At 60.9% G+C, this 25264-nt stretch carries 20 protein-coding genes, 1 pseudogene and 1 riboswitch; of the genes and pseudogenes, 10 read left to right on the plus strand and 11 right to left on the minus strand.

Annotation, left to right across the window (positions count from 1 at the left end):
• Window positions 1-77 precede the first annotated feature (77 nt).
• Window positions 78-1118, plus strand: coding sequence for an NADP(H)-dependent aldo-keto reductase (locus EGM97_RS21575; RefSeq protein WP_238961891.1), 1041 nt, complete (start codon window positions 78-80; stop codon window positions 1116-1118).
• Between the two features lie 122 nt (window positions 1119-1240).
• Here EGM97_RS21575 and EGM97_RS21580 read toward each other — a convergent pair whose 3' ends face one another.
• Window positions 1241-2377: an acyl-CoA dehydrogenase family protein gene (locus EGM97_RS21580; protein ID WP_238961890.1), complete on the minus strand. Its 1137-nt coding sequence runs from the start codon at window positions 2375-2377 to the stop codon at window positions 1241-1243.
• A gap of 245 nt (window positions 2378-2622) precedes the next feature.
• On the opposite strand from EGM97_RS21580, the gene EGM97_RS21585 reads away from it, so the two are divergent.
• The gene (locus EGM97_RS21585) at window positions 2623-3519 is read left to right on the plus strand and encodes a GlxA family transcriptional regulator (RefSeq protein WP_238961896.1); all 897 of its coding nucleotides are present in this window, start codon (window positions 2623-2625) and stop codon (window positions 3517-3519) included.
• 184 nt (window positions 3520-3703) lie between these two features.
• On the opposite strand, the gene zapE is transcribed toward EGM97_RS21585, so the two are convergent.
• The 3 genes from zapE to EGM97_RS21600 all read right to left on the minus strand — a co-directional run bounded on the left by zapE (window position 3704) and on the right by EGM97_RS21600 (window position 6909).
• Window positions 3704-4798: a cell division protein ZapE gene (zapE, locus tag EGM97_RS21590; RefSeq protein WP_053146481.1), complete on the minus strand. Its 1095-nt coding sequence runs from the start codon at window positions 4796-4798 to the stop codon at window positions 3704-3706.
• 101 nt (window positions 4799-4899) lie between these two features.
• A complete protein-coding gene (locus EGM97_RS21595) occupies window positions 4900-6255 on the minus strand; it encodes a tryptophan--tRNA ligase (RefSeq protein WP_238961889.1) in 1356 nt (451 codons plus the stop codon).
• Window positions 6256-6279: 24 nt separating this feature from the next.
• A complete protein-coding gene (locus tag EGM97_RS21600; protein WP_238961895.1) occupies window positions 6280-6909 on the minus strand; it encodes an alpha/beta hydrolase in 630 nt (209 codons plus the stop codon).
• Window positions 6910-7057: 148 nt separating this feature from the next.
• On the opposite strand from EGM97_RS21600, the gene EGM97_RS21605 reads away from it, so the two are divergent.
• Entirely contained in the window at window positions 7058-7495 is a 438-nt protein-coding gene (locus EGM97_RS21605) for a Z-ring associated ZapG family protein (RefSeq protein ID WP_053146487.1), read from the plus strand.
• A 108-nt stretch (window positions 7496-7603) separates the two neighbouring features.
• Here the strand turns inward: EGM97_RS21605 and EGM97_RS21610 are convergent, their stop codons facing one another.
• The 5 genes from EGM97_RS21610 to EGM97_RS21630 form a co-directional block, all read right to left on the minus strand.
• Window positions 7604-8104, minus strand: a complete 501-nt coding sequence (locus EGM97_RS21610; protein ID WP_053146489.1) for a methylated-DNA--[protein]-cysteine S-methyltransferase — start codon at window positions 8102-8104, stop codon at window positions 7604-7606.
• Between the two features lie 66 nt (window positions 8105-8170).
• Complete coding sequence (locus EGM97_RS21615; RefSeq protein ID WP_238961888.1) at window positions 8171-10909, minus strand: winged helix-turn-helix domain-containing protein; 2739 nt, start codon at window positions 10907-10909, stop codon at window positions 8171-8173.
• A gap of 204 nt (window positions 10910-11113) precedes the next feature.
• Complete coding sequence (locus EGM97_RS21620; protein WP_053146493.1) at window positions 11114-12478, minus strand: DUF1329 domain-containing protein; 1365 nt, start codon at window positions 12476-12478, stop codon at window positions 11114-11116.
• A gap of 24 nt (window positions 12479-12502) precedes the next feature.
• Entirely contained in the window at window positions 12503-14368 is a 1866-nt protein-coding gene (locus EGM97_RS21625; protein WP_238961887.1) for a DUF1302 domain-containing protein, read from the minus strand.
• A gap of 334 nt (window positions 14369-14702) precedes the next feature.
• Window positions 14703-16385 carry a fatty acid--CoA ligase gene (locus tag EGM97_RS21630; RefSeq protein ID WP_238961886.1) on the minus strand — a complete coding sequence of 561 codons (1683 nt, stop codon included), beginning with the start codon at window positions 16383-16385 and terminating at the stop codon, window positions 14703-14705.
• A 252-nt stretch (window positions 16386-16637) separates the two neighbouring features.
• On the opposite strand from EGM97_RS21630, the gene EGM97_RS21635 reads away from it, so the two are divergent.
• Window positions 16638-17552, plus strand: a complete 915-nt coding sequence (locus tag EGM97_RS21635; RefSeq protein WP_238961885.1) for a glycosyltransferase family 2 protein — start codon at window positions 16638-16640, stop codon at window positions 17550-17552.
• Complete coding sequence (locus EGM97_RS21640) at window positions 17549-18196, plus strand: CatB-related O-acetyltransferase (protein ID WP_238961884.1); 648 nt, start codon at window positions 17549-17551, stop codon at window positions 18194-18196. Before EGM97_RS21635 ends, EGM97_RS21640 begins: the two co-directional genes overlap by 4 nt.
• On the opposite strand, the gene EGM97_RS21645 is transcribed toward EGM97_RS21640, so the two are convergent.
• A complete protein-coding gene (locus tag EGM97_RS21645; protein WP_238961883.1) occupies window positions 18180-18809 on the minus strand; it encodes a LysE family translocator in 630 nt (209 codons plus the stop codon). The two genes, EGM97_RS21640 and EGM97_RS21645, sit on opposite strands and share 17 nt — an antisense overlap.
• A gap of 258 nt (window positions 18810-19067) precedes the next feature.
• On the opposite strand from EGM97_RS21645, the gene EGM97_RS21650 reads away from it, so the two are divergent.
• The 3 genes from EGM97_RS21650 (at window position 19068) to EGM97_RS21660 (ending at window position 21895) form a co-directional block, all read left to right on the plus strand.
• The gene (locus tag EGM97_RS21650) at window positions 19068-20033 is read left to right on the plus strand and encodes a 2-hydroxyacid dehydrogenase (protein WP_238961882.1); all 966 of its coding nucleotides are present in this window, start codon (window positions 19068-19070) and stop codon (window positions 20031-20033) included.
• A 33-nt stretch (window positions 20034-20066) separates the two neighbouring features.
• On the plus strand, window positions 20067-21065 hold the full coding sequence (locus EGM97_RS21655) for a class I SAM-dependent methyltransferase (RefSeq protein ID WP_238961881.1): 999 nt from the start codon (window positions 20067-20069) through the stop codon (window positions 21063-21065).
• A 47-nt stretch (window positions 21066-21112) separates the two neighbouring features.
• Window positions 21113-21319, plus strand: a riboswitch (yybP-ykoY riboswitch).
• Window positions 21320-21322: 3 nt separating this feature from the next.
• The gene (locus tag EGM97_RS21660; RefSeq protein ID WP_477788848.1) at window positions 21323-21895 is read left to right on the plus strand and encodes a TMEM165/GDT1 family protein; all 573 of its coding nucleotides are present in this window, start codon (window positions 21323-21325) and stop codon (window positions 21893-21895) included.
• Window positions 21896-21976: 81 nt separating this feature from the next.
• Here the strand turns inward: EGM97_RS21660 and EGM97_RS21665 are convergent, their stop codons facing one another.
• Entirely contained in the window at window positions 21977-22786 is an 810-nt protein-coding gene (locus tag EGM97_RS21665) for a M48 family metallopeptidase (RefSeq protein WP_238961880.1), read from the minus strand.
• Window positions 22787-24088: 1302 nt separating this feature from the next.
• On the opposite strand from EGM97_RS21665, the pseudogene EGM97_RS21670 reads away from it, so the two are divergent.
• Together EGM97_RS21670 and EGM97_RS21675 are read left to right on the plus strand one after the other, a co-directional pair.
• Window positions 24089-24283, plus strand: a pseudogene (locus EGM97_RS21670) (HAMP domain-containing protein); the annotation flags it as partial.
• A 114-nt stretch (window positions 24284-24397) separates the two neighbouring features.
• Entirely contained in the window at window positions 24398-25141 is a 744-nt protein-coding gene (locus tag EGM97_RS21675; RefSeq protein WP_477788849.1) for a methyl-accepting chemotaxis protein, read from the plus strand.
• Window positions 25142-25264: the final 123 nt, after the last annotated feature.

Consider the following 25264-nt stretch of genomic DNA (forward strand, 5'->3'; position numbering starts at 1 on the left):
AAAGAGGTGCGCAATTATGCAGATTGCGAAAAATAATTCAACCTGCTTTTATGATTGCTTTGCCCAAGGAGTCCCCGATGGACTATCGCCAGCTAGGCCGTACCGATCTCAACGTGAGCGCCCTGTGTCTTGGAACCATGACCTGGGGCGAGCAGAACAGCGAGGCCGAGGCCTTCGCCCAGATTGAACGCGCCAAGGATGCCGGCATCAATTTCATCGACACCGCCGAAATGTACCCGGTCCCGCCGAAGGCCGAGACCTATGCCACCACCGAACGCTACATCGGCAACTACTTCAAGAGCCATGGCGACCGTGCCGATTGGGTCCTGGCGAGCAAGATCGCAGGCCCCGGCAACACCATCGACTACATTCGCGACAAGAACCTCAAGCACAACCGCCGTCACATCACCGAGGCGCTGGACGCCAGCCTAAAGCGTCTGCAGACCGACTGGATCGATCTCTATCAACTGCATTGGCCGGAGCGCAGCACCAATTTCTTCGGACAGCTGGGCTATCAGCACAAGGCCGATGAAGATTTCACTCCGTTGGAGGAAACCCTCGAAGCCCTGGACGAACAAGTCCGCGCCGGCAAGATCCGCCACATTGGCCTGTCCAACGAGACGCCATGGGGCACCATGAAATTCCTCGCCCTGGCCGAAGCGCGTGGCTGGCCGCGAGCCGTCTCGATCCAGAACCCGTACAACCTGCTCAACCGCAGCTTTGAAATCGGCCTCTCGGAAATCGCGATCCGTGAACAGTGCGGCCTGCTGGCCTACTCACCCCTGGCGTTCGGCTTCCTGTCGGGCAAGTATGAAGGCGGTGCCCGACCGCCCAAGGGCCGCCTGACGCTCTACAGTCGCTTCGCGCGCTACTTCAATCCGCAGTCGGAAGCGGCGTGCAGCCGTTATGTAGCGCTGGCTCGCGAACATGGCCTGGATCCGGCGCAAATGGCCCTGGCGTTCGTCACCCGGCAGCCGTTCGTGACCAGCAACATCATTGGCGCCACGACGCTGGAACAACTGGACAGCAACATTGCCAGCCTCGACCTGGAGCTGTCGGATGAGGTCCTGGCGGGAATCGAGGCGATTCATAAGGATCATCCGAATCCGGCGCCTTGATCGCCTGACAGGGCCAATCGCGAGCAGGCTCGCTCCCACAGTAGACCGCGCTCTGTCATTAGACGGCGATCCAATGTGGGAGCGAGCCTGCTCGCGATAGCGATCTCAGGTTCGCGCCGAATTCAAAGCGACCGCGCAACGATCTCCTTCATGATCTCATTGGTCCCGGCATAGATCCGCTGCACCCGCGCATCCGCCCACGCCCGGGCAATCGGGTACTCCCACATGAAGCCATACCCACCGTGCAGCTGCACGCACTCATCGAGCACCTTGCATTGCAGGTCGGTGCCCCAGTATTTCGCCATCGCTGCCGTCGGCACGTCGAGTTTGCCTTGCAGGTGCAGTTCCAGGCAGCGGTCGACAAAGACCCGACCGATCTGGATTTCGGTGGCCATTTCCGCCAGCTTGAAGCGGGTGTTCTGGAAGTCCGCGATGGACTTGCCGAATGCCTTGCGATCACGGGTGTAATCCAGCGTCCACTGTAGCGCCGCCTCGGCCGAGGCCAGGCCGCCGATGGCCACGGTCAAGCGTTCCTGAGGCAGCTCCTGCATCAGGTAGGCAAATCCCATTCCGGCCTGCCCCAGGAGATTTTCCTTCGGTACGCGAACATCCTGGAAGAACAACTCCGAGGTGTCCTGAGCTTTCATACCGACCTTTTCCAGGCGCTTGCCTTTCTCGAAGCCGGGCGTGCCCGCTTCCACCAGGAACAGACTGGTGCCCTTGGCGCCAGCCTTCGGGTCAGTCTTGGCCACCACGATGACCAGGTCGGCCAGGTAACCATTGGTGATGAAGGTCTTCGAACCGTTGATGACATAGTCATCCCCGTCCAGTACCGCCGTGGTCTTCACGCCTTGCAGATCGGAACCGGCACCCGGCTCGGTCATGGCAATGGCTGTGACCATTTCACCGGAGATCAACTTGGGCAGGTACTTGTGCTTCAGCGCCTCGCTGCCGTAATGCAGGATGTAGGGCGCAACAATGTCGGAGTGCAGCGAAAAGCCGATACCCGTCAGCCCCAGGCGGCCGATTTCCTCGATCACCACGGCGCTGTAGAGAAAGTCTGCTTCCAGCCCGCCGTAAGCCTGCGGCAAATGAGAGCACAACATGCCCGCCTCCCCTGCCTTGTTCCAGAGCTGGCGATCCACATGCCCCTGTTTTTCCCATTGGCTGTGGTAGGGAACGGCTTCTTTTTCAAGGAAGGTTCGTACGCTGTCACGGAACAATTCGTGTTCGGGACTGAACAGGGTTCTTGGGATCATGACGCACCATTCATTATTGTTGGGGGTGGTTATCCGACAGAGCCTAAGCTCGGGAGGGGTGACGGGACACTGGACACATCCGACAAAAAATAAGACGATCCAGCCGTCTGGTGACCACTATCCCTTATAAAAATAAAAGTTGAATTATGTCCAAGCACGTCTCCACGCCCTTGCGGCGCGTCAGCATCCTGGCAATCGACCGGGTCTTCGCTTCCACCCTCATGCAAGCCAAGGATTTTTTCCATCTGGCCAGCCTGCGCTATGGCAAACAACTGGGCCATGGCCTGACGCCGGCGTTCGAAACCCGCCTTGTCAGCCCCGACGGCAAACCGGTGAACAGCTTCAGCGACGTGATCATGCCGGTAGACAGCGGCCTGGAAGATACCGATGTGATCATCCTGCCGGCGTTCTGGGATGATTTCCCCGCCCTTTGCCTGCGCTATCCCCAGATCCTGCCCTGGCTGCGAGACCAGCATGCCCGCGGTGCGGTGCTGTGCGGCGAAGCCACCGGTGTGTTCTGGCTGGCCGAGGCCGGATTGCTCGACGGCAAGGAAGCAACCACCTACTGGCGCTTCTTCAACGCATTCAAGGAGCGTTTTCCGCAGGTTCACCTGAATCAGGACAAGCACCTGACCGACGCCGACAACCTGTTCTGTGCCGGTGGCACCACCTCGGCCTGCGACCTGTACATTTACCTCATCGAACGCTTCTGCGGCGCCAACGTGGCCCAGGCGGTGGCGCGGGACATCCTTTATGAAGTACAGCGCAACTATTCGCCGGGCCGAATCGGCTTCGGCGGCCAGAAGCTGCATCAGGACGTGATCATCCTGCAGATCCAGCAATGGCTCGAAGAGCACTTCGCGGACAAGTTCCGCTTCGAGGACGTCGCCCGGGAACATGGCATGAGCATCCGCAACTTCATGCGCCGCTTCCAGACCGCCACGGGAGACAAGCCCCTGCATTACCTGCAGCGACTGCGCATCGAAACGGCCAAGGGCCTGCTGTCCGGCAGCCGCAAGAGCATCAAGACCATCAGCTATGAAGTCGGCTACGACGATGCGAGCTTTTTCGCACGGCTGTTCCGGCAACATACCGATCTGTCGCCGAACCAGTATCGTCAGCAGTTTCAGCAGGCGGCGTAGGACTGAGCACACCCCTTCCCTTGTGGGAGCGAGCCTGCTCGCGATAGCGCTGGTTCAATCAGCATCAATGTTGAATGTGCCGCCGCCATCGCGAGCAGGCTCGCTCCCACAGAGGTCGGTGGTAAAACAGAAACCGGGCATAAAAAAGCCTGCAATCGCAGGCTCTTTTCAGGTTTAAAAACGCTTACGGCTTGTGCGCCCGCGCCAGGAACTCATGGGACTGCATTTCCAGCAGGCGGCTCAGCGTTCGCTGGAACTCGAAGGTCAGGCGACCACCGGTGTAGAGGTCCTTGAGCTCGACTTCGGCCGAGATGATCAGCTTCACGTTGCGGTCGTAGAACTCGTCCACCATGTTGATGAAACGGCGAGCGATGTCGTCGGTGGTGACGCTCATCTGTTCGACGCCACTGAGCAACACGGCGTGGAAGATCTTGCCCAGCTCGATGTAGTCGTTCTGGCTGCGAGGACCGTCGCACAGTTCGCGGAAATCGAACCAGGCCACGTCGTCACAAGTGCGGATGGCGCGGATTTCACGATTCTCGATGATCAGTACGTCGTTCTCGACCGCCTGGGTGCATTCCGGCGTGAGGGCACGGAAGCTCTTGCGCAGGCTTTCTTCGGCGGCAGCGTCCAGCGGAAAATGGAACAGCTCCGCTTGCTCGAGATGACGCAGGCGATAGTCGACGCCGCTGTCGACGTTGACGATTTCGGTGTGCTCCTTGATCAGCGCGATGGCCGGCAGGAAGCGCGCCCGTTGCAGACCGTCCTTGTACAGGCCGTCCGGCACGATGTTCGAGGTGGCGACCAGGGTCACGCCGTTCCTGAACAACTCTTCCATCAAGGTGCCGAGGATCATGGCGTCGGTGATATCGGACACGAAGAACTCATCGAAGCAGATCACCCGCGTCTCGCTGGCGAAACGCTTGGCGATGATGGTCAGCGGGTTCTTCTCGCCGCCCAGGGTCTTCATCTCCTCATGCACACGCTTCATGAAGCGGTGGAAGTGCGTCCGGGTCTTTTCCTTGAAGGGCAACGCTTCGAAGAAGGTGTCCACCAGGTAGGTCTTGCCACGACCCACGCCACCCCAGAAGTACAGGCCCTTGACCGGCGCCAGGTCCTTCTTGCCGAACAGTTTGCCCAACAAGCCCGGCTTGTTGTTCGAAGCAGCGATCAGGTCGTCGTACAGGCGCTGCAAATGCCGCACTGCCGTTTCCTGGGCTGCGTCGTGGAAGAACTCCGGGCGTTTCAGATCAGCTTGATATCGTTCTAGGGGTGTCATATTCGTTAGCAAGGCAACAAAAACGGGCGGTCACTGTAGCGACGGCCCAGAGGAATGGCAATCGGCCCTTATTCGGGCCGATGGTCGGGTGACGCTTCGGATCAATCCTGTGCAGGTGTCAGCGCAACGCGCAACGCCTCGATTGCCGCGTCCCGAGCGGCAGCGTCAGCGAAATCCGGGCTGTCCGCCACGCATTCGCCTTCGAGCCAGACGCTGAAAGACAGCGCTTCGCTGCGCACATCCAGGGGTTGGCCGGATTGCAATTGCTTGGTCACCTGGCCGGCCGTCTTGCCGTCGGCAAAATGGCGAGACAACAGCAATTGCTCGCCATCGGCAGCCAGCAGACGGAAGCGGAAACTGCCATCGTCTTCGCGGAAGCTGACGAAGCGCGCGGCCTTGGCGGCCTTCTTTTTCGTGCTGGCGGCCACCTGGACCTGGCTGACGAACGAACGCAGGCCAACGGCCTCGCGCAGTTCGTTGAGAAACGGCGTCGCCACGGCCCGGGCTTTTTTCGCGCCCAGTTGCAGGACATCTTCCAGGTCCGCCGGACGCTCGATCAGCTGGTGATAACGCTCGCGGGACTCACCCAACTGGCTGTCGAGCAGCTGGAACAGGCGATTCTTGGCTTCGCCCCAACCCAGGCCCTGCAACAGGTCGTTGCGGAACTCGGCGCTCTGGTCCGGGGTCGCGAAGGCCTGGAACAGTGTGAACAGGTGCGAGTTGTCCGGGTCCTTGGCTTCACCCGGCGCGCGGGAGTCCGTGACGATCCGCGAGATCGCGTCCTTCATGTCCTTGGCGCTGCTGAACAATGGGATGGTGTTGTCGTAGCTCTTGGACATCTTGCGCCCATCGAGGCCCGGCAGCGTGGCGACGCTTTCTTCGATCAGCGCCTCGGGCAGGGTGAAGAACTCCTTGCCCTGGCCGAACAGATGGTTGAAACGCTGGCCGATGTCCCGTGCCATTTCCACATGCTGGATCTGGTCGCGACCGACCGGCACCTTGTGGGCGTTGAACATCAGGATGTCGGCGGCCATCAACACCGGGTAGCTGTACAGGCCCATGGTGATGCCGGCGTCCGGGTCTTCGCCGGCCTCGACGTTCTTGTCCACCGAGGCCTTGTAGGCGTGGGCGCGGTTGAGCAGGCCCTTGGCGGCGACGCAGGTCAGCAGCCAGGTCAACTCGGGAATTTCGGGAATGTCGGACTGGCGATAGAACGTCACGCGCTCCACATCCAGACCGCCGGCCAGCCAGGTCGCGGCGATTTCCAGACGCGAACGCTGGATGCGCAGCGGATCATCGCATTTGATCAGGGCGTGGTAGTCCGCCAGGAAGTAGAACGAATCGGCGTTGCTGTCGCGGCTGGCGAGGATCGCCGGACGGATGGCGCCAGCGTAGTTGCCCAGGTGTGGGGTGCCAGTGGTGGTGATGCCGGTCAGGATGCGGGTACGAGTCGTCATGGGTTATCGCTTGTCAGACTGCTGTCAATTCGAGAGGCGCGGCAGGAGCAGATCCTTGAGATCGGTCAGCTTGCCATGAAAAAAGTGTCCGCATTCTGCCACTTTCAGCAGCTCATGGGGGCGTTGGAGCGCATCGGACCATTCGTAGACAAGCCTTGGCTCGACCACTTCGTCGTTTTCCGGCTGGATAACCGTCAGCGCGCCGCCAGTCGGCAAAGGTGATTGCTCGTTCAGGCGCATCACCGCAGGCGCCACCATGAACAGGTGTTTGAGCGATTGGCCCTGGGCTTCGAGCCGTCCGCCCAGACTGGCGGCGACGAAGCCACCAAACGAGAAACCGAACAGGGTCAGGGGCAACTGCGGGTACTTTTCCCGCAACCACGCCGCTGCAGCCTGGGCATCGTCCACTTCGCCAGTGCCCATGTCATGACTGCCGGCGCTGGCGCCGACGCCACGATAATTGAAACGCAACGTAACCAGGCCGGCATCCCGGGCGGTGCGCTGCAGGGTCGAAACCACTTTGTTGAGCATCGTCCCGCCCTGCACCGGGTTCGGGTGACAGATCAGCGCCAGGCCACGGGGGGCCTCGCTGTCCAGGTACAAGGCTTCCAGTTGGCCCACCGGGCCGTCGATGACTACAGGGGTTTCGCGCATAAGCAAGGGAAAGAACTCCGTGACCCCGAATAGGGTCGACTCGTCTAGCTAAAAGTCTGTGCCTGGCATGATTGCGATGTTCTTCGCGGTATACAGCGCAGGTCCGAGCCGTTAACGTAAAGCAAAGCCGTTTATAGAGGAAGGACTCGTGGAACACTCGCTCTTAGTTTGGTTGTTGCCGACTCTTGCCCTGGTCGCCGGTGTCGCCATTGGATTCCTGCTTGCCCGACTGCTGCCCAACGCGGTGCCCAACAGCACGCAACGCCAGCTGGACGACATTCAGGAACGTTTCGACAGCTACCAGAATGAAGTGGTCACTCACTTCAACAGCACTGCCGCCCTGGTGAAAAAACTCACCCAAAGCTACCAGGACGTTCAGGATCACCTGTCCGACGGCGCCAATCGCCTGGCCCTGGATGAGCAGACTCGTCAACGCCTGCTGGCCGCCCTGCACGCCGACGCAGGACAGGCGCCACGGGAACGCCTGACCCCGCCACGGGAGGTCCAGGAACCGCCACGGGACTACGCGCCCAAGGCACCGAATTCTCCCGGCATGCTCGATGAGCATTACGGTTTGAAAAAGTAAACGTTTACAAGCGCTACGAAAAAGCCCGCCCGATCAAATGATCCGGCGGGCTTTTTCATGACTGTGGGTATTCCACCCTGTGGGAGCAAGGCTTGCCCGCGATGCCCCTCAGAACATCAACTGCAGGCTTTGCTGGCCTTCAAGACTCAACAGGAACTGCTTGGCTGCCAGCCCGCCGGCGAAACCGGTGAGGCTGCCGGAAGTACCGATCACACGGTGGCAAGGCGCGATGATCGAGATGGGATTCCGGCCGTTGGCCGCGCCCACCGCCCGTACCGCCGTGGGTTGTCCGATCTGGATCGCGATGTCGCGGTAGCTGCGGGTTTCACCGAAGGGAATGCCCAACAGAGCCTGCCAGACCCGAACCTGGAACGCCGTGCCGACAAAATCCAGCTCCAGCTCGAAACGGCGGCGCTTGCCGGCGAAATATTCCATGAGTTGACGTTCGGTCTCGTTGAGAACCGGGTGCCGCGAGTCTTCCTCCAATGGCCCCAGGCGCACCCGGTTGAGCCGCTCGTTTTCCCACAGGATGGCGGCCAGTTTCGCCTCCCGAGCCACGAGAATCAGTTGGCCCACCGGAGATTGAATGGTTTTGTAGCGGGGTAACATCGGGGTATTCCTCTACTGGCCCAGGCTGGCGATCACCACGGAGCCTTTCGACTCAATTGAACGTCCTCAGCCCAACAACCCCAGCTCCTTCGCCCGCGCCACGGCCTGGGTACGGCGCTCGACACCCAGCTTGCTGTTGATGTGGCTGGCGTGGGTCTTGACGGTGTGCAGTGAGATGAACAGCTGTTCACTGATTTCCTGATTCGAACAGCCTTGGGCAATCAGTTGCAATACGGCGCGTTCGCGACTGCTGAGGACTTCGAAAGGCGCCTGGGCATCGGCAGGTTGCGCCGTTGTCGACGGCAAGCGTTCGAGCAGATTCTGACACAAGGGCGTGGCCGGCGCTTGCAGCAGTTGCTCGCGCAGCCATTCTCGATGCGCGTCTCCCAACAACCATTGGAAAGGTTGCAGTACACCGCCGGCGGCGGCCTCGAAAGCCTGGGCCAGCGCACTGCGAGCGGCCGCCTCACGGCCGATACTCAACAGCAGCGCCACCTTCTGGTTGAGCGCCATCACGCTGAGCATTTGCCGACCGGTTTGCTGCCCGTGCTCAAGCAAGGCATCGAGCCGCCCTTCGGCCAGCATCGGCTGACCCCGCAGGGACTCCAGCACCGCCTGTTGCAACTCGACATGCAGCGGCAACTGCGGGTGGAACTCCGGCGGCGCGGCAGCCTGTTCGCCCGTGTAGGTCCGGCCCAACCGCAGCAACCAGGCTTCGGCCAGATCGGTGCGCCCCTGGGCCAACCAGAGTTCGCATTTGACCAGGGTAATCATCGCCAGGTAGTAGACCGGTGGGACGTCCCAGATATGCATCAGACGTTCGGCCTCGGCCAATTCGGCGAAGGCTCGGGCAAATTCGCCATTCTGGCCTTCGATGCGCGCGATCACGCAATGCCCAATCAGGACACTGATATCACGACAGGCACGGGCTTCGGTCAGGCCCGCCTGCAACCGCGCCAACCCGGCTTCCGGTTGCAGGCGCAAGGTCAAGAGGAATCCCTCGTAGAGCGTCAATCGCGCCCGCACCGCATAAAGCCGTTGCGGCGATAATCTGTGCAGGCGCTGTTGCCCCAGGTGCACTTCATCCAGCGCCCGCACGATTTCCCCCCGAGCCTGCAGCACCCGGGCGCGGTCATAGTGGGCCAGCGCTTCGAACAAAGGATTGCCGACCCGCTGCGCCAACTCCAGGGAATCGCGATTCAGGTTTCGGGCGCGCCACAAGTCACCGTCGGCAATCGCCAGGTTCGACAGCGTGGACAGGCACATCAAGCGCTGGCCATAGCGTTTTTGCGGCAGACTCTCCAGGGCTTCGGTGCAGTAACGCACCGTCGCCTCGCGATCACCACGGCCACGGGCAACGATCCCACTCAAGGCCAGCCACTGGGCAAGCATGGATTTTTGCGCGGTGGCCGACGGCGCGGGCAGGAAGCGGCTCAAGTGGGCGGCCAGTTCTTCGGCCGCATCCAGTTGGCAGGCCAGCCCCAACGCCCAGCTGTAAAGCACGATCAACCGAGGCGTGCTGATGAGCAGACTGTCCGGCAAGTCCATTTTCCAACGCAGCAACATGCCGACGTTCTGCTCGGCCAGCAGTTGCTCTTCAGAGAGGTTTTGCACCAGGTTCGCCGCCACGTCCAGATGCCCCGCCCGCAACGCCTGCTCCACGGCTTCGTCGATCAGGCCCTGGGCGTTGAACCAACGACAGGCCCGCAGGTGCAAGGTGGCCGCGGGCACCATGGCCGACTCGCTGGGGCGACTGCGCAACAGATCGGAAAACAGGTGGTGATAGCGATACCAGCGGCCATGTTCGTCCAGCGGCACCAGGAAGACCTGATGGGCGGCCAGGTAACTCAGGATCTCGGCACTGTCATGGGCTTCACGCACGGCATCGCACAAGTCGCTGCAGAAGCGATCCTGTGGGGCGGTGTCGTAGAGAAACGCCTGCACTTCGGCGGGCAGGCAGTCGATGACCTCCTCCAGCAGATAATCCCGAATCAACCCTTCCCCGCCATGAAGGGTCTGGGGCAACCGGCCTTCGGTTCCGGCTTCGGAGGCCGCCAGCAGCCAGAAACGCAGCCCGGCCACCCAACCCTCGCTGCGCAGGATGAGGTTTTCCAGGGCTTCGCCGCGCAACGAAATACTGTGATGCTCGAGCAGTATCTGGGCTTCGTCATGGGTCAGGCGCAGGTCCTGCTCATTCAGTTCGAGCAGTTGCCGCGACAGGCGCAAACGCGCCAGATGCCAATCCGGCCGCTGGCGACTGGTGACCAGCACCAGCAAACCGTCGGGCAGGTGATTGAGGAAAAATTGCAGGCAGCGATCCAGCACCGCGCCCTGGGCCAGGTGGTAATCGTCGAGCACCAGCAGCAGGGGAAAGCGGGGCGACAGGTGTGAGCTCAGTTCATCCAGCAAGCCATCGAGCCACTCCTCGAACGCAAAGGGTTGGTGGCGCTGCCGCATTTTCAGCAACCCCAGCGCCCGACCTCCCAGCTGGGGATAGAACGCCTGCAGCCCTTCCAGCAATCGCTCCAGGAAACGCCCCGGGTCACTGTCCCGGGTGTTGAGTCCCAGCCAGAGGCTTTGCCAATGCGCCGGCAGACCCTGGCAGAACTCCACCGCCAGGGAGCTTTTTCCGAACCCCGCGGGCGCACTCACCAGCAGCAACCGGCCACCCAGCCCCGCGCTCAAACGCTCGCACAGACGAGGCCGCATGACGTGGCCGTCAGGCAAAGGCGGTCGGTAGAAGCGCCCGTCCCGTACCGCGATGGCTGCGCGGTCAGGGTGCGCGAGTGCAGACAGATCAGTCATGGCCGGCTCTTGTTGAATGGCAATGGCGGCGTTGCAGATGTCCGCAGACTAGCGGTAAACGGGGAGGTATTGAAGGGAGTGCTACAAATGGCTACAAAAAGACTACACAGCTTTGCATCTATAAGGTGAACCGACTTCAAATAAAAAACGCCCCGAACCAGTCGGGGCGTTTATCCGAGGATGCGGCCTCGGGGGTAAGGCGGTTTAACGGATGCCGTCCTGGCGCAACGCGTTCGGGGTGAAGTCGGCGGTGCTGGCGGTGAAGCCGAAGTCGTAGGCCTGTTTCTCTTCGTTTTTCATGCCCAGCGCCAGGTAGCGCCCGGATTGCAGGTCATAGAGGGTTTCCAGGGCATACCACGGCACTTGCTTGTCGTAGTAGTTCTCGGCATGGGCCTCGGCGACACGCCACAGTTGGCCACGACCGTCGTAGTGATCGATCACCGCAGCTTGCCAGGTGTCTTCATCGATGAAGAAGTCACGCTTGGCGTAGATGTGGCGCTGGCCTTCCTTGAGGGTCGCGGTCACGTGCCAGACACGACGCAACTCGTAGCGGGTCAGGTCCTGGTTGATGTGGCCGGCCTTGAGGATGTCGGCGTACTTGAGTTGTGGCGAATCGATCCGGTAGCTGTTGGCCGCGATGTACAGTTCTTTCTTGCCTTCCAGCTTCCAGTCGTAGCGATCCGGCGCGCCGTTGTACATGTCCAGGTTATCGGAGGTACGCAGGCCGTCAGCGGCGGTACCCGGGCCGTCATAGGACACTTGCGGTGCGCGGCGCACACGGCGCTGGCCGGCGTTGTAGACCCAGGCCGAACGTGGCTCCTTCACTTGGTCGAGGGTTTCGTGCACCAGCAGCACGCCACCGGCCAGCCGTGCCGGCGCGGTCACTTGCTGCTTGAAGTAGAACAGGATGTTGCCCGGGTTGGCCGGATCGAAATCCTTCATCTTGTCGCGGAACACGAACTGGTCGCGGAAGTACACCAGGCTGTAGGAGCCATTGGGCTGCGGAGTGGCCTGGGTCACCAGGCGAGTCACACTGCCACCGCGATAGCGGGTGATATGGTTCCAGATCACCTCGACACCGCTCTGGGGAATCGGGAACGGGATGGCCGTCTCGAAGTTTTCCAGGCCGTTGCCACCGGACACCAGCTTGGTGTTGACCGCGTTTTTCTTGATGGAGGCGTATACCTCATCCGGTATCGTGGCGCCACGATGGGATGGATAAACCGGCATCTTGAAGGTTTCCGGGTAGCGCTTGAACATCGCGTACTGGCCCGGCGCGAGTTTGTCCTTGTACTGGTCGACGTTCTGGGCAGTGATGGTGAACAGCGGTTTTTCACTGGCAAACGGGTCGGACAGGAAACCCTTGCTGTCCACGCTACCGGCGTTCTTGGCCATGGGCTTCCAGGCCGGGATCGAACCGTCGGCATTGCCGGCCATCTCGGCGCCCATCGGCGTCAGGCTCTTGCCCAGTTTGTCGGCTTCGGCGGCAGGCACCGCTGCCATGACGCTGGTGGCCAGCAGGGAGAACCCCAGCGCACCGACCTGCAACAGATTCTTTGTTATTTTCATCATGCTCATCCTGAAATACGGTGCTTAGAAGGTCACGCCGACGCTGAGCGCCAGGAAATCGCGGTCGTCCACGGTGCTGAAGTCGCCACCAAAGAAGTTGGTGTAGGCCAGGCTCGCGTTGTAGGTGTTCTGGTATTCGGCATCCAGCCCGAGGCTGACGGCCTTGCGGCCTTCCTCGAAGTTGCCGCCAGGACCCGGCGAGTACCCTTTGACGTCATGGGACCAAGCCACGTTGGGCTTGAGGTTCACACCGGCGAAGACATCCGGATATTCCCAGATGGCCCGTGCGCGATAGCCCCAGGAGGTGGAGGTGGTGAAGCCGTCGTTGTTGCAGTTGCTGTTCACGTTGCCAACGGTCTGACCGCCACCTGCGGCCGTCGAAGTGTTGAGTACATTACAGAAATTGTTCGGCAACTGCCCCGGACCGAATACCGGGTCACGACCATAGCGTGCATCGGATTTGCTATCCAGCCCACCTACGTGAGTCACCCCGACCTCCCCCACCAGAGTCAGGCGGCTAGCCCCCATGACTTGATCCAGGAAGTGCGTGAAGGTGGTCTGGAATTGCGTGATTTCCTTACGGGTGTAACCGTGAAGGTCCTGGCCGGGGGTGCCTTGCAGTACCGAAGCGTTGCCAAGCCCGGGCAAGGGTGTCACACCGGCGAAAAGAATGTCCGTGGTGCTCAGTTGCACTGGCGCATTCGGGCGATAGCTGATTTCACCGCTCCACGCCGTGCCGGTGGGCAGGGTTGTGGAGAAGCTCAAGCCATACAGGCGGATATCTTCTGGATACTCGACGAAATATTCCGAATTACCCGCGACCAGTAGCGGCGCCAGCCTGGCGAACGCCGGAGGCAAGCCTGCCGCAAGGTTATAGATGGATTGCGGGGCGCCCGTGGCGCTGAAAATTGGCGCACGGCTGTGGTAGTTCATGAAGTAGGCCCCGAACTCGGTGTCCAGTGGCTCGAACATATACTTCAAGGATGCGCCCCACTGCCCTCCGTCCCGGGCATCACGATCCGCGCCGCGCCGCACCAGCACACCTTCCTCGTTGATATCAACGCCAAAAGCGGCTGCCGGCCCCAATGCCGCTGCCGGAAGGCTCGAACGCTTGTTCAGCACCCGCAGATTGTCGGTGCAACCGTCGGCAATCACATCCGGCTGGGAGAAGAACGTACCGCAGTTATCCACCACGGTCTGGTCCCATTCAATCTGATAGAACGCTTCGGCCGACAGGTTGTCGGTCAGGCTCTGGGACACGTAGAACATGTTGACCGGGATCAGGCCTTCCTTGATCTCGGCGCCGGGGCGACGGAACGCGGACACGTCGACCGGGTTGATGGAGTTGATACCGCCCTGGATGAAGGTGCTTTCACCCCAGCTGACCACTTGCTTGCCCAGGCGCACCGAGCCCGGCTGATCGGCAATGGAATAGTTGTGGTAGACGAATGCATCGAGAATCTGCCCGCCGGACGACTTGGCGCCTTCCTTGCGGTTGCTGTCACTGATGTCCTTGTACAGGCGGTGTTCGTCCTTCAGCTCGAAGTCGTACCAGTACTTGCCGCGCACGAACACGCCGGTATCGCCATACTTCAGCTCAAGGTCATGGATACCCTTGAAGATCTTCGAGAAGGTTTCGCCACGCTTGAAATTCAAGTGCCCGTCATCGGAGGTCTGCGACAACCCCTTGCCGCCGTTGTTGACGCCGATCAGGTCGCGGTTGGGCTTGGCCGTGGACCAGCTTGCCCCCACCGACAGGGATGAGTCGAACTGGCCTTCGATTTCACCGATATTGAAGCTGACGCCGAATGCCGGCCCGGCGAGCGAAGAGGCGAGACTGACCGCCAGAGGCAATTTTGCCCGGCGCCAGAACGTGGTTGCTGTGGTCATCGACGCTACTCCATGTGCTTATTGTTATGGCAGTGAACGTTTCAGGAACACCTCGACGGCTTGGGCGCGGCAACGCCCCGATACTCCGTGGAGGTCGCATCGCTCTTTCGTGCGTGCGCCCCGTTCCTGAAAAATCCGTGAGCGGACTATAGCCAGCAGGTAGTACGGCTTGATCCCTCTAAAGTGTGATTTGCAGCCTTCGACCACTCTGGAACAGTCCTTTCGCCAGGCCGACAGATATCGGCACCGCAAGGATGGCTGATTTTTCCGGTTTGACAAGGCAAGCGCTTGCTTGGTGGGGCTGCCGTGCCCTTTCGGGCACGGCAGGAACGCTTCAAAGCGTCGAGAGGAAGGCGCTGTTGTTACTCTGCCATTCGGCGATGTCGACCCGTATGCGTTTCTTGTCGAGCTTGCCGACGCTGGTCTTGGGAATTTCCGTAACAAGGGCGATCTGGCTCGGGATCGCCCACTTGCTCAAGTGCCCCAGCTCGACGAACGGCTTGAGATGATCCTTGAGCTCCCGGGCGCCGATTTGATGCCCTTCGTGAATCACCAGCAAGGCAAACGGCCGCTCGCCCCACTGTGGATCGGGAATACCCACCACTGCTACTTCACGTACCGCTGCGTGACGGCTGATGAGGTCTTCCAGGTCCAGGGAAGAGATCCACTCGCCGCCAGTCTTGATCACGTCCTTGATACGGTCGCGGATGTCGATGAACCCCATGCCGTCCAGCGTGGCGACGTCACCGGTATGCAACCAGCCACCGGCCCAGAGTTCGGCACCTTTGTGCGGTTCGTTGAAATAGCCCTCGGTAAGCCAGGGCGCGCGCAGCACCAGCTCCCCCTGGGTCTCGCCGTCGGCGGGCAGGAAACGGCCCTCGGCATCGACAATCGCTGCCTCTACCAATGGCCCCGGTACGCCGGCCTTGATGCGGTAAGTGATGCGTTCATCTTCACTGCCGGCCATCAATTCTTCGTTCAGGTGGGCACAGGACACCAGCGGACCGGTCTCCGACATACCGTAGGCGGCGGTGAGCTGGATGCCCCTGGCCTTGGCGCCTTCATACAGGCTACGGTTCAGGGCACTGCCGCCGATGACGATTTTCCAGCCACCGAAATCGGCCCCCTGGGCGCCCTTGGCGTTGAGGAGCATTTGCAAAATGGTGGGTACGCAATGGGAGAACGTGACTTTTTCGTTGCGCCACAGCTGCACCAGAAACTCGGGATCGTATCGACCCGGGTAGACCTGCTTGAGCCCGAGCATGGTCGCCACATACGGCAAGCCCCAGGCATGCACGTGGAACATCGGCGTGATCGGCATGTACACGTCGTTGGAGCCCAGCAACCGCACACTGTCGATGGCGCCCATGATGGTCGCCTCGCCCAAGGTGTGCAGCACCAGCTGCCGGTGAGTGAAATACACGCCCTTGGGGTTGCCCGTGGTGCCGGTGGTGTAGAAGGTGGTCGCGACGGAGTTCTCGTCGAAATCCTGGAAGTCATAGACAGGGCTGGCCGCGGCCAGCAACTGCTCGTACTCACCCACCAGGTCCGGCAGGTCGGCGGTCTTTTCCGGCAGGTCGGTCAACAGCAGCGTCTTCTTCACCGTGGTCAGTTGTCCGGCAAGCGCCTGGTACAAGCCGACGAAGTCGCTGTTGACCAGCACGAAGCGGTCCTCGGCGTGGTTCATGGTGTAAAGGATCTGCTCCGGCGACAGGCGCACGTTGATCGTATGGATCACCGCACCGATCATGGGTATCGCGAACATGCACTCCAGGTAGCGATGGCTGTCCCAGTCCATCACCGCCACGGTATCGCCCGCCTTCACCCCGGCCTCGGTCAGCACGTTGGCCAACCGCGCGACCCGTTCGATCAGCGTCGGATAGTTGTAACGCAGCTGATCTCGATAGACGATCTCGCGGGTTTTCTCGTAACGCACGCCGGACATCAACAGTCGCTTGATCAACAGCGGATATTGATAAGCGCCTTCGGCTGGAGGAATAACGCGAGTCTGCAACATAAGAATCCCTTTTTCTGACTGCATGGTCGTGAATGGAGGTAAGCACTCTAGAGCGCTTATACACGGATCAAATCAGCCAAAGGAATGATTTATTCAGCTTGCAAATACTAGCCATAAGCCACCCGCCGGCAATTGCGTGCCGGAGCTTGCCGGGACTGGATCCAAAGGCAAGGATGGGTTTCAATCCTGTTACAAACACCTGTGGCGGACATACCCTCACGGATCCGGCCCGTCACCCACTTGTAGAGAACAATGAGCACCGACCCTGTCCCTCCCCAGCACGTCGCTCCGCCAACGTTGCCGCTAGTATCGATCGTGGCCCCTTGCTACAACGCCGGGCAGTACCTGGAAGAAGCCCTGCACAGCATTTTTGCTCAGGACTATCCGAACATCGAAGTCATCATCGTTGACGACGGTTCGACCGATGGCAGCCTCGCCCTCCTCCGGCAATTACAGCAAACCCATGACTTCCAGCTGTACTCCCAGGCGAACCAGGGCGTCAGCGCCGCGCTGAACCATGGACTGCGGCACGCCAAGGGTGTTTACGTATCGACTCCGGACCTGGATGACGTGATGTTGCCTCACTCGGTCCGCATCCGCGCCCGATACCTGGACGAGAATCCAACGGTGGGCTGCGTCGGCGCACTGATTGCTTACATGGACAGCGACGGTCACACCATCAAGGAACAACGACGCGACCGTGTGGAGGTGCATACCTTCGACGACATCCTGCGCGAGGCCAAGGTAATCGGGGCGCCAACGGCGTTGTATCGCATGAGCGCATTAAAAGAAGCCAGATTCTATGATCCCTTGGTAAGGGTTCAGGATTTCCAGATAACCCTTCGGATAGCCCACCAGGGCTATGCCATTCATGAATTGCCGATCTGCGTCACCCGGTATCGACGTCATCCTCACAACTTGTCGAGGAAGTACCGGTTGATGCTCGAAGCGGACCTGCAGGCTATCGAGCCCTATCGAGACCACCCTGACTACGAAGCAGGCCGTACGGTGCTGGTGCACAAAGCATTGAAGTATGCGGTGGTCGAAGACAAGAAAGACGCCTGGAAACTATTACGCAGCATCCCTTTGCGCTACTTGAACAAAACCAGCTTCAAGCGCCTCAAGCGGCTGGTCTTGCACCGCCCGAAGAGAGAGTTCCAGCCATGAAATTTCTGCAGAAACTCAAGCAGCGCAAACAGCGCAAGCACCTCAAGCGCCTGGAAAAGCTCGAAAGGGCACCGGAAAAAATCCGTCTGCGCTACCCGAAATATGAGATCGGGGTAGGCACCTATGGCGTTCCCGAAGTGTCGGAATTCGGCGACGACACGATACTCAGGGTCGGCTCCTATACCTCGATCGCCCAAGGGGTGAAAATCCTGCTGGGTGGTGGGCATCGCATGGATTGGGTCAGCACCTTCCCCTTTCCGCTGATGATCGACGAGGCCAGGGACATTCCCGGCTGCAGTCCGACCAAAGGCGATGTGGTGATTGGCAGCGACTGCTGGATCTGCGCCGAGGCAATGATCCTGTCAGGGGTAACCATCGGCCATGGGGCAGTGATAGCAGCAGGTGCGGTAGTGACCCGCGATGTTGAACCCTATGCCGTCGTCGGCGGCAACCCCTGCCGGTTCATTCGCTGGCGCTTCGAAGAGCCGGTACGGCAGGCGTTGCTTGAGTCAGCCTGGTGGGAGTGGCCGATAGATGAAGTCAAGGCGGTGTCGCCGCTGCTGTGCAGCGACAATATCGACGCTTTCCTCGATTACGCCCGTCAACGCCAGGAGAAAGCCGTAACCGTCAGCGCATCTCCGTGAGCGCCAGTTTCACGCCAATGGCGACCAGTACCGCGCCCATGGTCCGGTCGAACCAGTGCCCCATGCGGGCGAAGCCGGCGCGCACGCGTTGATGACTGAACAACATGGCCACCATGCAGAACCAGGCAGCCGTCGCGACCGCCAGGTACACCCCGTAACCGGCCTGGATCGCCAGCGGTGTATGGGGATTGATGACGACGGTGAACAGCGACAGGAAAAACAGCGTTGCCTTGGGGTTCAGGCCGTTGGTGACGAAGCCGGAAACAAACGCGCCGCGGGCTGTACGTTCGCCGGCCTCTTTGTGCAGGTTGTCTTCGGTCGGTTTGGCCGGCTGCGCCCGCAACGCCTTGAAGCCGATGTACAGCAAGTACGCCGCGGCAGCCCACTTCAGTGCGTTGAACAGCACGATCGATTGCGACACGATCAAGCCGATGCCCAACAGCGAATACCCGACGTGCAGGAAAATCGCCGTGCCGACGCCCAGCGCCGTCCAGGTTCCGGCGCGTCGGCCATGGGTCACGCTTTCACGCACCACCACGGCAAAATCCGGCCCGGGGCTGGCCACGGCCAGCAGATGGATCAGGACAACGGTGAGGAATTCGGCGAGGTACATGGGGCGCTCCTTGGTTAACTCAATCTCAAAACATCAATTCATGTGCGAGGGAAGCTGTTTGTGGCGAGGGGATTTATCCCCGCTGGGTTGCGAAGCAACCCCCAACCACTTGAGGACTGCTACGCAGTCCAACAGGGATAAATCCCCTCGCCACAGGCTCTGTGCATGAGGGCCGACAACGGGCCAGGCCACAACCACAGTTCATCTGATAGGCTCGCCACATTACGCCTTCAAGCCTTTACAGAACAGGTACAGCTGATGACGAACACCGGCCGCGCAGTTTTCCTCGATCATCCTTCCCTGGACCTCGGCGACCTCGACCTGGATCCACTGCGCAGCTGTTTCACCGAGCTGCAGTTATTTGCCCGAACCACACCGGACCAAGTGATCGAGCGACTCAAGGGCGCCACCGTGGCGATCACCAACAAAGTCGTGATCAATGCAGCCGCCATCGCCGCCAGCCCTGACCTCAGGCTCATTCTGATCAGCGCCACCGGCACCAACAATGTCGACCTGCAGGCTGCTCGCCGCCACGGCATCACCGTCTGCAACTGCCAGGGCTACGGCACGCCGTCTGTGGCCCAGCACACCCTCATGCTGTTGCTGAACCTGGCGACACGGCTGACCGATTATCAGCGAGCAGTGGGCGAAGGGCGCTGGCAAAAGGCGTCACAGTTCTGCCTGCTGGACTATCCCATCGTCGAACTGGAGGGCAAGACCCTGGGCTTGCTCGGCCATGGCGAGCTGGGCAGCGCCGTCGGACGGCTGGCCGAAGCCTTTGGCATGCGCGTGTTGCTGGGGCAGATTCCCGGGCGCCCCGCCCGCCCCGACCGCTTGCCACTGGAACGACTGTTACCGCAAGTCGATGCCCTGACCCTGCACTGCCCACTCAACGAGCACACCCGCCATTTCATCGGCCCTGGGGAACTGGCGTTGCTCAAGCCCGGCGCCTTCGTAGTCAATACCGCCCGAGGCGGACTGATCGACGAACACGCCTTGGCCGACGCACTGCGCAGCGGTCATCTAGGCGGTGCCGCAACCGACGTGCTGAGCGTGGAACCACCGACCCAGGGCAACCCTCTGCTGGCCGCGGATATTCCGCGCCTGATCGTCACGCCCCACAACGCCTGGGGCAGTCGGGAGGCGCGTCAGCGGATCGTCGGCCAACTGACCGAAAACGCCCGGGCTTTTTTCGGTGGGACAGCGCAACGAGTCGTCAATTGATAAACTGCCGCACTTTTTTTCAAGGAGCAGACCATGGATCCGCGCAGTGAAGTACTGCTTCGTCAGGCCGAATTATTCCAGGGCGAAGTCCTGCTGGCCGGCCTGCCTGCCGACGACCTGCTCGGACGCCTGCCCGGAGCCCATGGCTGGTGCTGGCACGCGGGCGATCAGGCCGCGCTGGAGGCTCGCTTCCCAGGGCGCAGCCATTTTGGCGTGAACGTACCCGAGCGGGCATTCGACACGGCCGTGGTGTTCTTGCCCAAGGCCAAGGACCTCACCGACTACCTCCTCAATGCCGTGGCTTCGCGCCTGGCCGGTCGGGAAGTGTATCTGGTGGGCGAGAAACGCAGCGGCATCGAGGGTGCATCCAAGCAACTCAATCCGTTTGGCAAGCCGCGCAAACTCGACAGCGCCCGGCACTGCCAGCTGTGGCAGGTCACCGTTGCCGAAGCGCCGCAAGCCAAGTCCCTGGAAAGCCTGGCCCAGACCTATGAACTGTCCCTGGCCGAAGGCCCATTGAAAATCGTCAGCCTGCCAGGCGTGTTCAGCCACGGTCGACTGGATCGCGGCAGTGCGCTGCTGCTCGAACACCTGGATAAATTGCCCAGTGGGCATCTATTGGACTTCGGCTGCGGTGCCGGGGTGTTGGGCGCAGCCGTCAAGCGTCGCTATCCGCACAACACGGTGACCTTGCTGGACGTGGACGCCTTCGCCGCCGCCAGCAGCCGCCTGACCCTGGCCGCCAACGGCCTGGAAGCCGAGGTGCTGACAGGCGACGGTATCGATGCCGCGCCCACTGAGCTGAACGCGATTTTGAGCAACCCACCGTTCCATACCGGAGTACACACCGATTACCAGGCCACGGAGGACCTGCTGCGAAAAGCCGCCAGACATCTGAAAAATGGCGGTGAATTGCGCTTGGTGGCGAACAGCTTCCTCAAGTACCAACCGCTGATCGAAGAGCATCTGGGGGTGTGCGCCATCAAGGCCGAAGGCCAGGGGTTTCGCATCTATCGGGCCAAGCGCGGCTGAAGCTTTTAGAAACAGCACTTGCCCTATCGGATTTGCCTAGGCAGAATCCGCTCCGTCCTAGGGGAGTAGTCTCCCGCGAGCGCCCTGCTCGCCCGGCGTACGTCAACATACTTGGTCAGCAGACCATGGCGTATGCGATCCAAGCGTCCACACAGAGGGACGCTGGGTTTGACAAGACCTATGACACGCACACCTTACCCGGGGCGGGAAGGCTGTACGTGTCATAGCCGTGTCGACCCGCCCCTTTAGGAACCCTGATGCTGGACTCTTTCCTCGTACCAACGGCTATCGTTGCGCTGGCCGAAATCGGCGACAAGACGCAATTGCTCGCGCTCGTCCTGGCGGCTCGCTTTCGCAAACCGTGGCCGATCATTGCCGGTATCGTCGCCGCGACCCTCGCCAACCACGCGGCCGCCGGAGCGGTAGGCGCATGGGTCGGCAGCATTTTCTCGGATGCGGTGCTGCATTGGATTCTGGCCGCCAGCTTCGCCGCCACGGCGTTGTGGACCCTGGTCCCGGATAAGCTGGACGATGAAGAAACCACCACCGCCCGCAAGTTCGGGCCGTTCGTGACCACGCTGATCGCGTTCTTCCTGGCGGAAATCGGTGACAAGACCCAGATCGCCACCGTGATGCTCGCCGCGCAATACCCGGAGCTGTGGCTGGTCATCATCGGCACCACCGTGGGCATGCTGATCGCCAACGTGCCGGTGGTACTGGCGGGCAACTTTGCCGCCGAGAAACTGCCCCTGACGCTGATCCGCCGCCTGGCCGCCTCGGCCTTTTTCATCCTGGCGATCGTGGCGGGGTACAAGGCGCTTTGCGCCTAGCTGTGAGCTGCAAGCCTCAAGCAAAAGCAGTTCTGCTTCGCTTGTAGCTTGTAGCTTGCAGCTTGCAGCTTGCAGCCGCCGCTACCGCGGCTTATACAACGGCATCACCTTCGGAATCGCCGCCTGCAACGAGGCGATCCGGCTGGACGACGATGGGTGGGTGCTCATGAACTCCGGCGGCGCGCCTTCCGAAGCCTTGCTCATCTTGTTCCACAAGGTGATCGCGGCGTTCGGGTTATAGCCGGCGCGAGCAGCCAGTTCGAGACCGATCAGGTCGGCTTCGTTTTCGTTTTCGCGGCTATTGGGCAGCGTCATGCCATAGTTGGCGACGGTATCGGCCAGCGCCAGGCTGTCCTGGCCCAATCCGAACAAGGCACCCGCGCCCTGCTTGGCCATCTCGATACCGTAGGCCTTGGACATCGCCTCGCGTCCATGCTCGCGCAGGGCGTGAGCAATTTCATGGCCCATGACCGCGGCGATTTCATCGTCGGTCAGCTTCAGCGAATCGATCAACCCGGTGTAGAAGATGATCTTGCCGCCAGGGCCGCAGTTGGCATTGAGTTCGTCGCTCTTGATCAGGTTCACCTCCCATTTCCACTGTGCCGAATCAGGACGGAACACCGGTGCCTGGGCGATCAAGCGGCTGGCGATGGCCTGAACCCGCTTGGCCTCGCTGCTGGTCTTGTCCAGCGCGCCCTGGGTGTTCGCCTCGCCCACCGTCTTCTGATAGGACTGGGCGTACATCTGGTTGACCTCATCGGCCGACAACATGCTGAACATGTACTGCTTGCGCTCCACGCCCACGGCTCCGCCGCTGGTGGTATTGACCGACTGGCAACCGGCAAGCAACAGGCCCGCACTCAGCGCACTGACCATCAATGTTTTTTTCATAACGAAGCTCCCTGAAAACGTGGACGTATCCTATTCGGGGTTTTATCTGCGCGCCAGATACACAGCGAGGGATTACAGCTATTTCAGACAGATCTCACCCTGCGTCATTTACGACATCCACGATTCCAAAAAAGCCATCCGACGAGCAGTCTCTCATGCAGGGCCCCGAAGACGCCGATACAAGCTTCAGACGTCATTCCCGCGTCCGGAGCCTTTATGAAATTCAGATCGATCCAGTTTTCCGTCGCAGCCCTGGCCGGTGCCATCGTACTCAGCGTGGTCGGTGCCCTGGTGCTGTACGCGCTGTTTGCCGGCGCCCGCACCCAGGAGATGGTGCAACAGCGTACGAAGGCGCAGTTCGAGCAACTCATCGAGCAACGCCTCAGCGCTTTGGCCCATACCCAGGCCAGCCTGATCCAGCGGGAACTGGAAGCGCCACTGCTGCTCGCCAAAGGCTTGGCCACGACGAATGCCTTGATGGGCATGAACGGCACGGACGGCAACCCGCAGTTGAAGATTCCCCGCGAGCAGATGATCAGTCTGTTGCGCGAAACGGTGGTGCGCAATCCGAAAGTCCTGGGCGCCTACATCGCCTGGGAACCGAACGCCATCGACCACGACGACGCCAGCTATGTGAACAGCCAGGTGGTGGGCATGGAAACCAACGGACGTTTCCTGCCGTGGTGGTTCCGCAACCAGGACGGCACCCTGGGGCTGGAAAAACTCGCCGATGTGACCGACCAGAAAATGCTGTCCACGGGTATCCGCGCCAGCGAGTACTATCTGTGCTCCCAGGAAAGCAGAAAAGCCTGCGTCATCGACCCGGCACCGTATCGCGTCGGCGACACCATGACCATGCTCGCCTCGTTCATCGAACCGATCATGGTCGATGGCAAGTTCCAGGGCATCGTCGGCGCCGACCTGTCGGTGAACTTCATCCAGGACATGCTCGTTGCCGCTGATGGCAAGCTGTACAACGGCGCAGGGGAGATGGCGCTGCTGTCCAGCAACAACCGGCTCGTGGCGTTCACCAAGGACCCGAGCAAGCTCGGAGAAAAGGCCAGCGACCTGCTCGACGCCAGTGAGCTGGACAACCTGGCGCGGCTCGGCGTCGGTGAAGTGCGCTACGACATCGATGAAGAACACGGGCACATCGAGGTGTACATGCCGTTCGGTATCGGCGAGACCAGCGCCCGCTGGACGCTGATGCTGCAGCTGCCACTGAACGCAGTGATGGCCGACTTGCAAGCCCTGCAGCATGACCTCGACCAACAACGCGAAACCGATATCTTCGGCATGGCCATGGTGGGGCTGGTGATTGCCGGTATTGGCCTCCTGGTGATCTGGCTGGTGGGTCATGGCATCGCCCGGCCACTCAAGCAGATGGTGGCGATGCTCGATGACATCGCCCAGGGTGAAGGCGACCTGACCCGTCGCCTGGTCAGCGACCGCGCCGATGAACTGGGCGCAATCGCCAGAGGCTTCAACACGTTCCTGAGCAAGTTGCAGGGCATGATCAGCCAAGTGGTGATTTCAGTGCAAAGCGTCAGCGATTCCTCGGAGCACACCGCCGACATCGCGATCCGCACCAACCAGGGCGTGCACAAGCAAATGTCGGAGATCGATCAGGTCGCCACGGCCGTGCAGGAAATGACCGCCACCGCCCAGGACGTGGCGCGCAACGCGACCCAGGCCGCCCAGGCCGCCAGCCACGCGGATCAGGCCGCCAGCCAGGGCATGCAAATCGTGCGGGATACCTCCACCGCCATCGGCGCCCTGGCAGTGGAAATCGGCCGGGCGGTGGGCGTGGTGCAAAATCTGGCCAAGGACAGCGAGAACATCAATGCGATTCTCACCGCGATCCGCGGGATTGCCGAGCAGACCAACCTGCTGGCCCTCAATGCGGCCATCGAGGCAGCCCGGGCCGGCGAACAGGGTCGCGGCTTCGCGGTAGTAGCCGACGAGGTGCGTAACCTGGCGCAGAAGACACAACAGGCCACGGAAGAAATCCAGTCGATGATCCAGCAGCTGCAACAAGGCACGCGAGACGTCGTGCGGGTGATGGAAGACAGCCAGCACCGTACCGATGAGAGCGTGCAACACGCGTCAAAAGCAGCCCAGGCCCTGGAAACCATCACCCAGGCCGTATCGGTGATCAATGACATGAACACCCAGATCGCCAGCGCCGCCGAAGAGCAAAGCGCCGTGGCCGACGACATCAACCGCAACGTGATCAACATCGGGCAGGTGGCGAACGAAGTGGCGGGCGGCGCGGATGAGTCCAGTGAAGCCAGTGCGGGGCTGACCAAGTTGGCGGAACAGCAGAGGCGTTTGATCAATCAGTTCAGGGTCTGATCCGAGGGCCCCTCGCGAGCAGGCTCGCTTGTATGTTTAGACTTGAAGGGGTGGGCGGGACTAAAAGCTCGATTCCGACTCTAGCCAGTACGGACCGTGGGAGACTTCTCGTCCCGCCCCTTC

It is taken from the genome of Pseudomonas sp. AF32, from assembly GCF_022342325.2.
GTDB classification, from domain to species: domain Bacteria; phylum Pseudomonadota; class Gammaproteobacteria; order Pseudomonadales; family Pseudomonadaceae; genus Aquipseudomonas; species Aquipseudomonas uvaldensis.

Excerpts from the sequence above, each read along its gene's own strand:
- EGM97_RS21575 (WP_238961891.1), top strand. The coding sequence starts at position 78 with ATGGACTATCGCCAGCTAGGCCGTACCGATCTCAACGTGAGCGCCCTG.
- EGM97_RS21580 (WP_238961890.1), bottom strand. The coding sequence starts at position 2,377 with ATGATCCCAAGAACCCTGTTCAGTCCCGAACACGAATTGTTCCGTGAC.
- zapE (WP_053146481.1), bottom strand. The coding sequence starts at position 4,798 with ATGACACCCCTAGAACGATATCAAGCTGATCTGAAACGCCCGGAGTTC.
- EGM97_RS21595 (WP_238961889.1), bottom strand. The coding sequence starts at position 6,255 with ATGACGACTCGTACCCGCATCCTGACCGGCATCACCACCACTGGCACC.
- EGM97_RS21600 (WP_238961895.1), bottom strand. The coding sequence starts at position 6,909 with ATGCGCGAAACCCCTGTAGTCATCGACGGCCCGGTGGGCCAACTGGAA.
- EGM97_RS21610 (WP_053146489.1), bottom strand. The coding sequence starts at position 8,104 with ATGTTACCCCGCTACAAAACCATTCAATCTCCGGTGGGCCAACTGATT.
- EGM97_RS21615 (WP_238961888.1), bottom strand. The coding sequence starts at position 10,909 with ATGACTGATCTGTCTGCACTCGCGCACCCTGACCGCGCAGCCATCGCG.
- EGM97_RS21620 (WP_053146493.1), bottom strand. The coding sequence starts at position 12,478 with ATGAAAATAACAAAGAATCTGTTGCAGGTCGGTGCGCTGGGGTTCTCC.
- EGM97_RS21625 (WP_238961887.1), bottom strand. The coding sequence starts at position 14,368 with ATGACCACAGCAACCACGTTCTGGCGCCGGGCAAAATTGCCTCTGGCG.
- EGM97_RS21630 (WP_238961886.1), bottom strand. The coding sequence starts at position 16,385 with ATGTTGCAGACTCGCGTTATTCCTCCAGCCGAAGGCGCTTATCAATAT.
- EGM97_RS21635 (WP_238961885.1), top strand. The coding sequence starts at position 16,638 with ATGAGCACCGACCCTGTCCCTCCCCAGCACGTCGCTCCGCCAACGTTG.
- EGM97_RS21640 (WP_238961884.1), top strand. The coding sequence starts at position 17,549 with ATGAAATTTCTGCAGAAACTCAAGCAGCGCAAACAGCGCAAGCACCTC.
- EGM97_RS21645 (WP_238961883.1), bottom strand. The coding sequence starts at position 18,809 with ATGTACCTCGCCGAATTCCTCACCGTTGTCCTGATCCATCTGCTGGCC.
- EGM97_RS21650 (WP_238961882.1), top strand. The coding sequence starts at position 19,068 with ATGACGAACACCGGCCGCGCAGTTTTCCTCGATCATCCTTCCCTGGAC.
- EGM97_RS21655 (WP_238961881.1), top strand. The coding sequence starts at position 20,067 with ATGGATCCGCGCAGTGAAGTACTGCTTCGTCAGGCCGAATTATTCCAG.
- EGM97_RS21660 (WP_477788848.1), top strand. The coding sequence starts at position 21,323 with ATGCTGGACTCTTTCCTCGTACCAACGGCTATCGTTGCGCTGGCCGAA.
- EGM97_RS21665 (WP_238961880.1), bottom strand. The coding sequence starts at position 22,786 with ATGAAAAAAACATTGATGGTCAGTGCGCTGAGTGCGGGCCTGTTGCTT.
- EGM97_RS21675 (WP_477788849.1), top strand. The coding sequence starts at position 24,398 with ATGTCGGAGATCGATCAGGTCGCCACGGCCGTGCAGGAAATGACCGCC.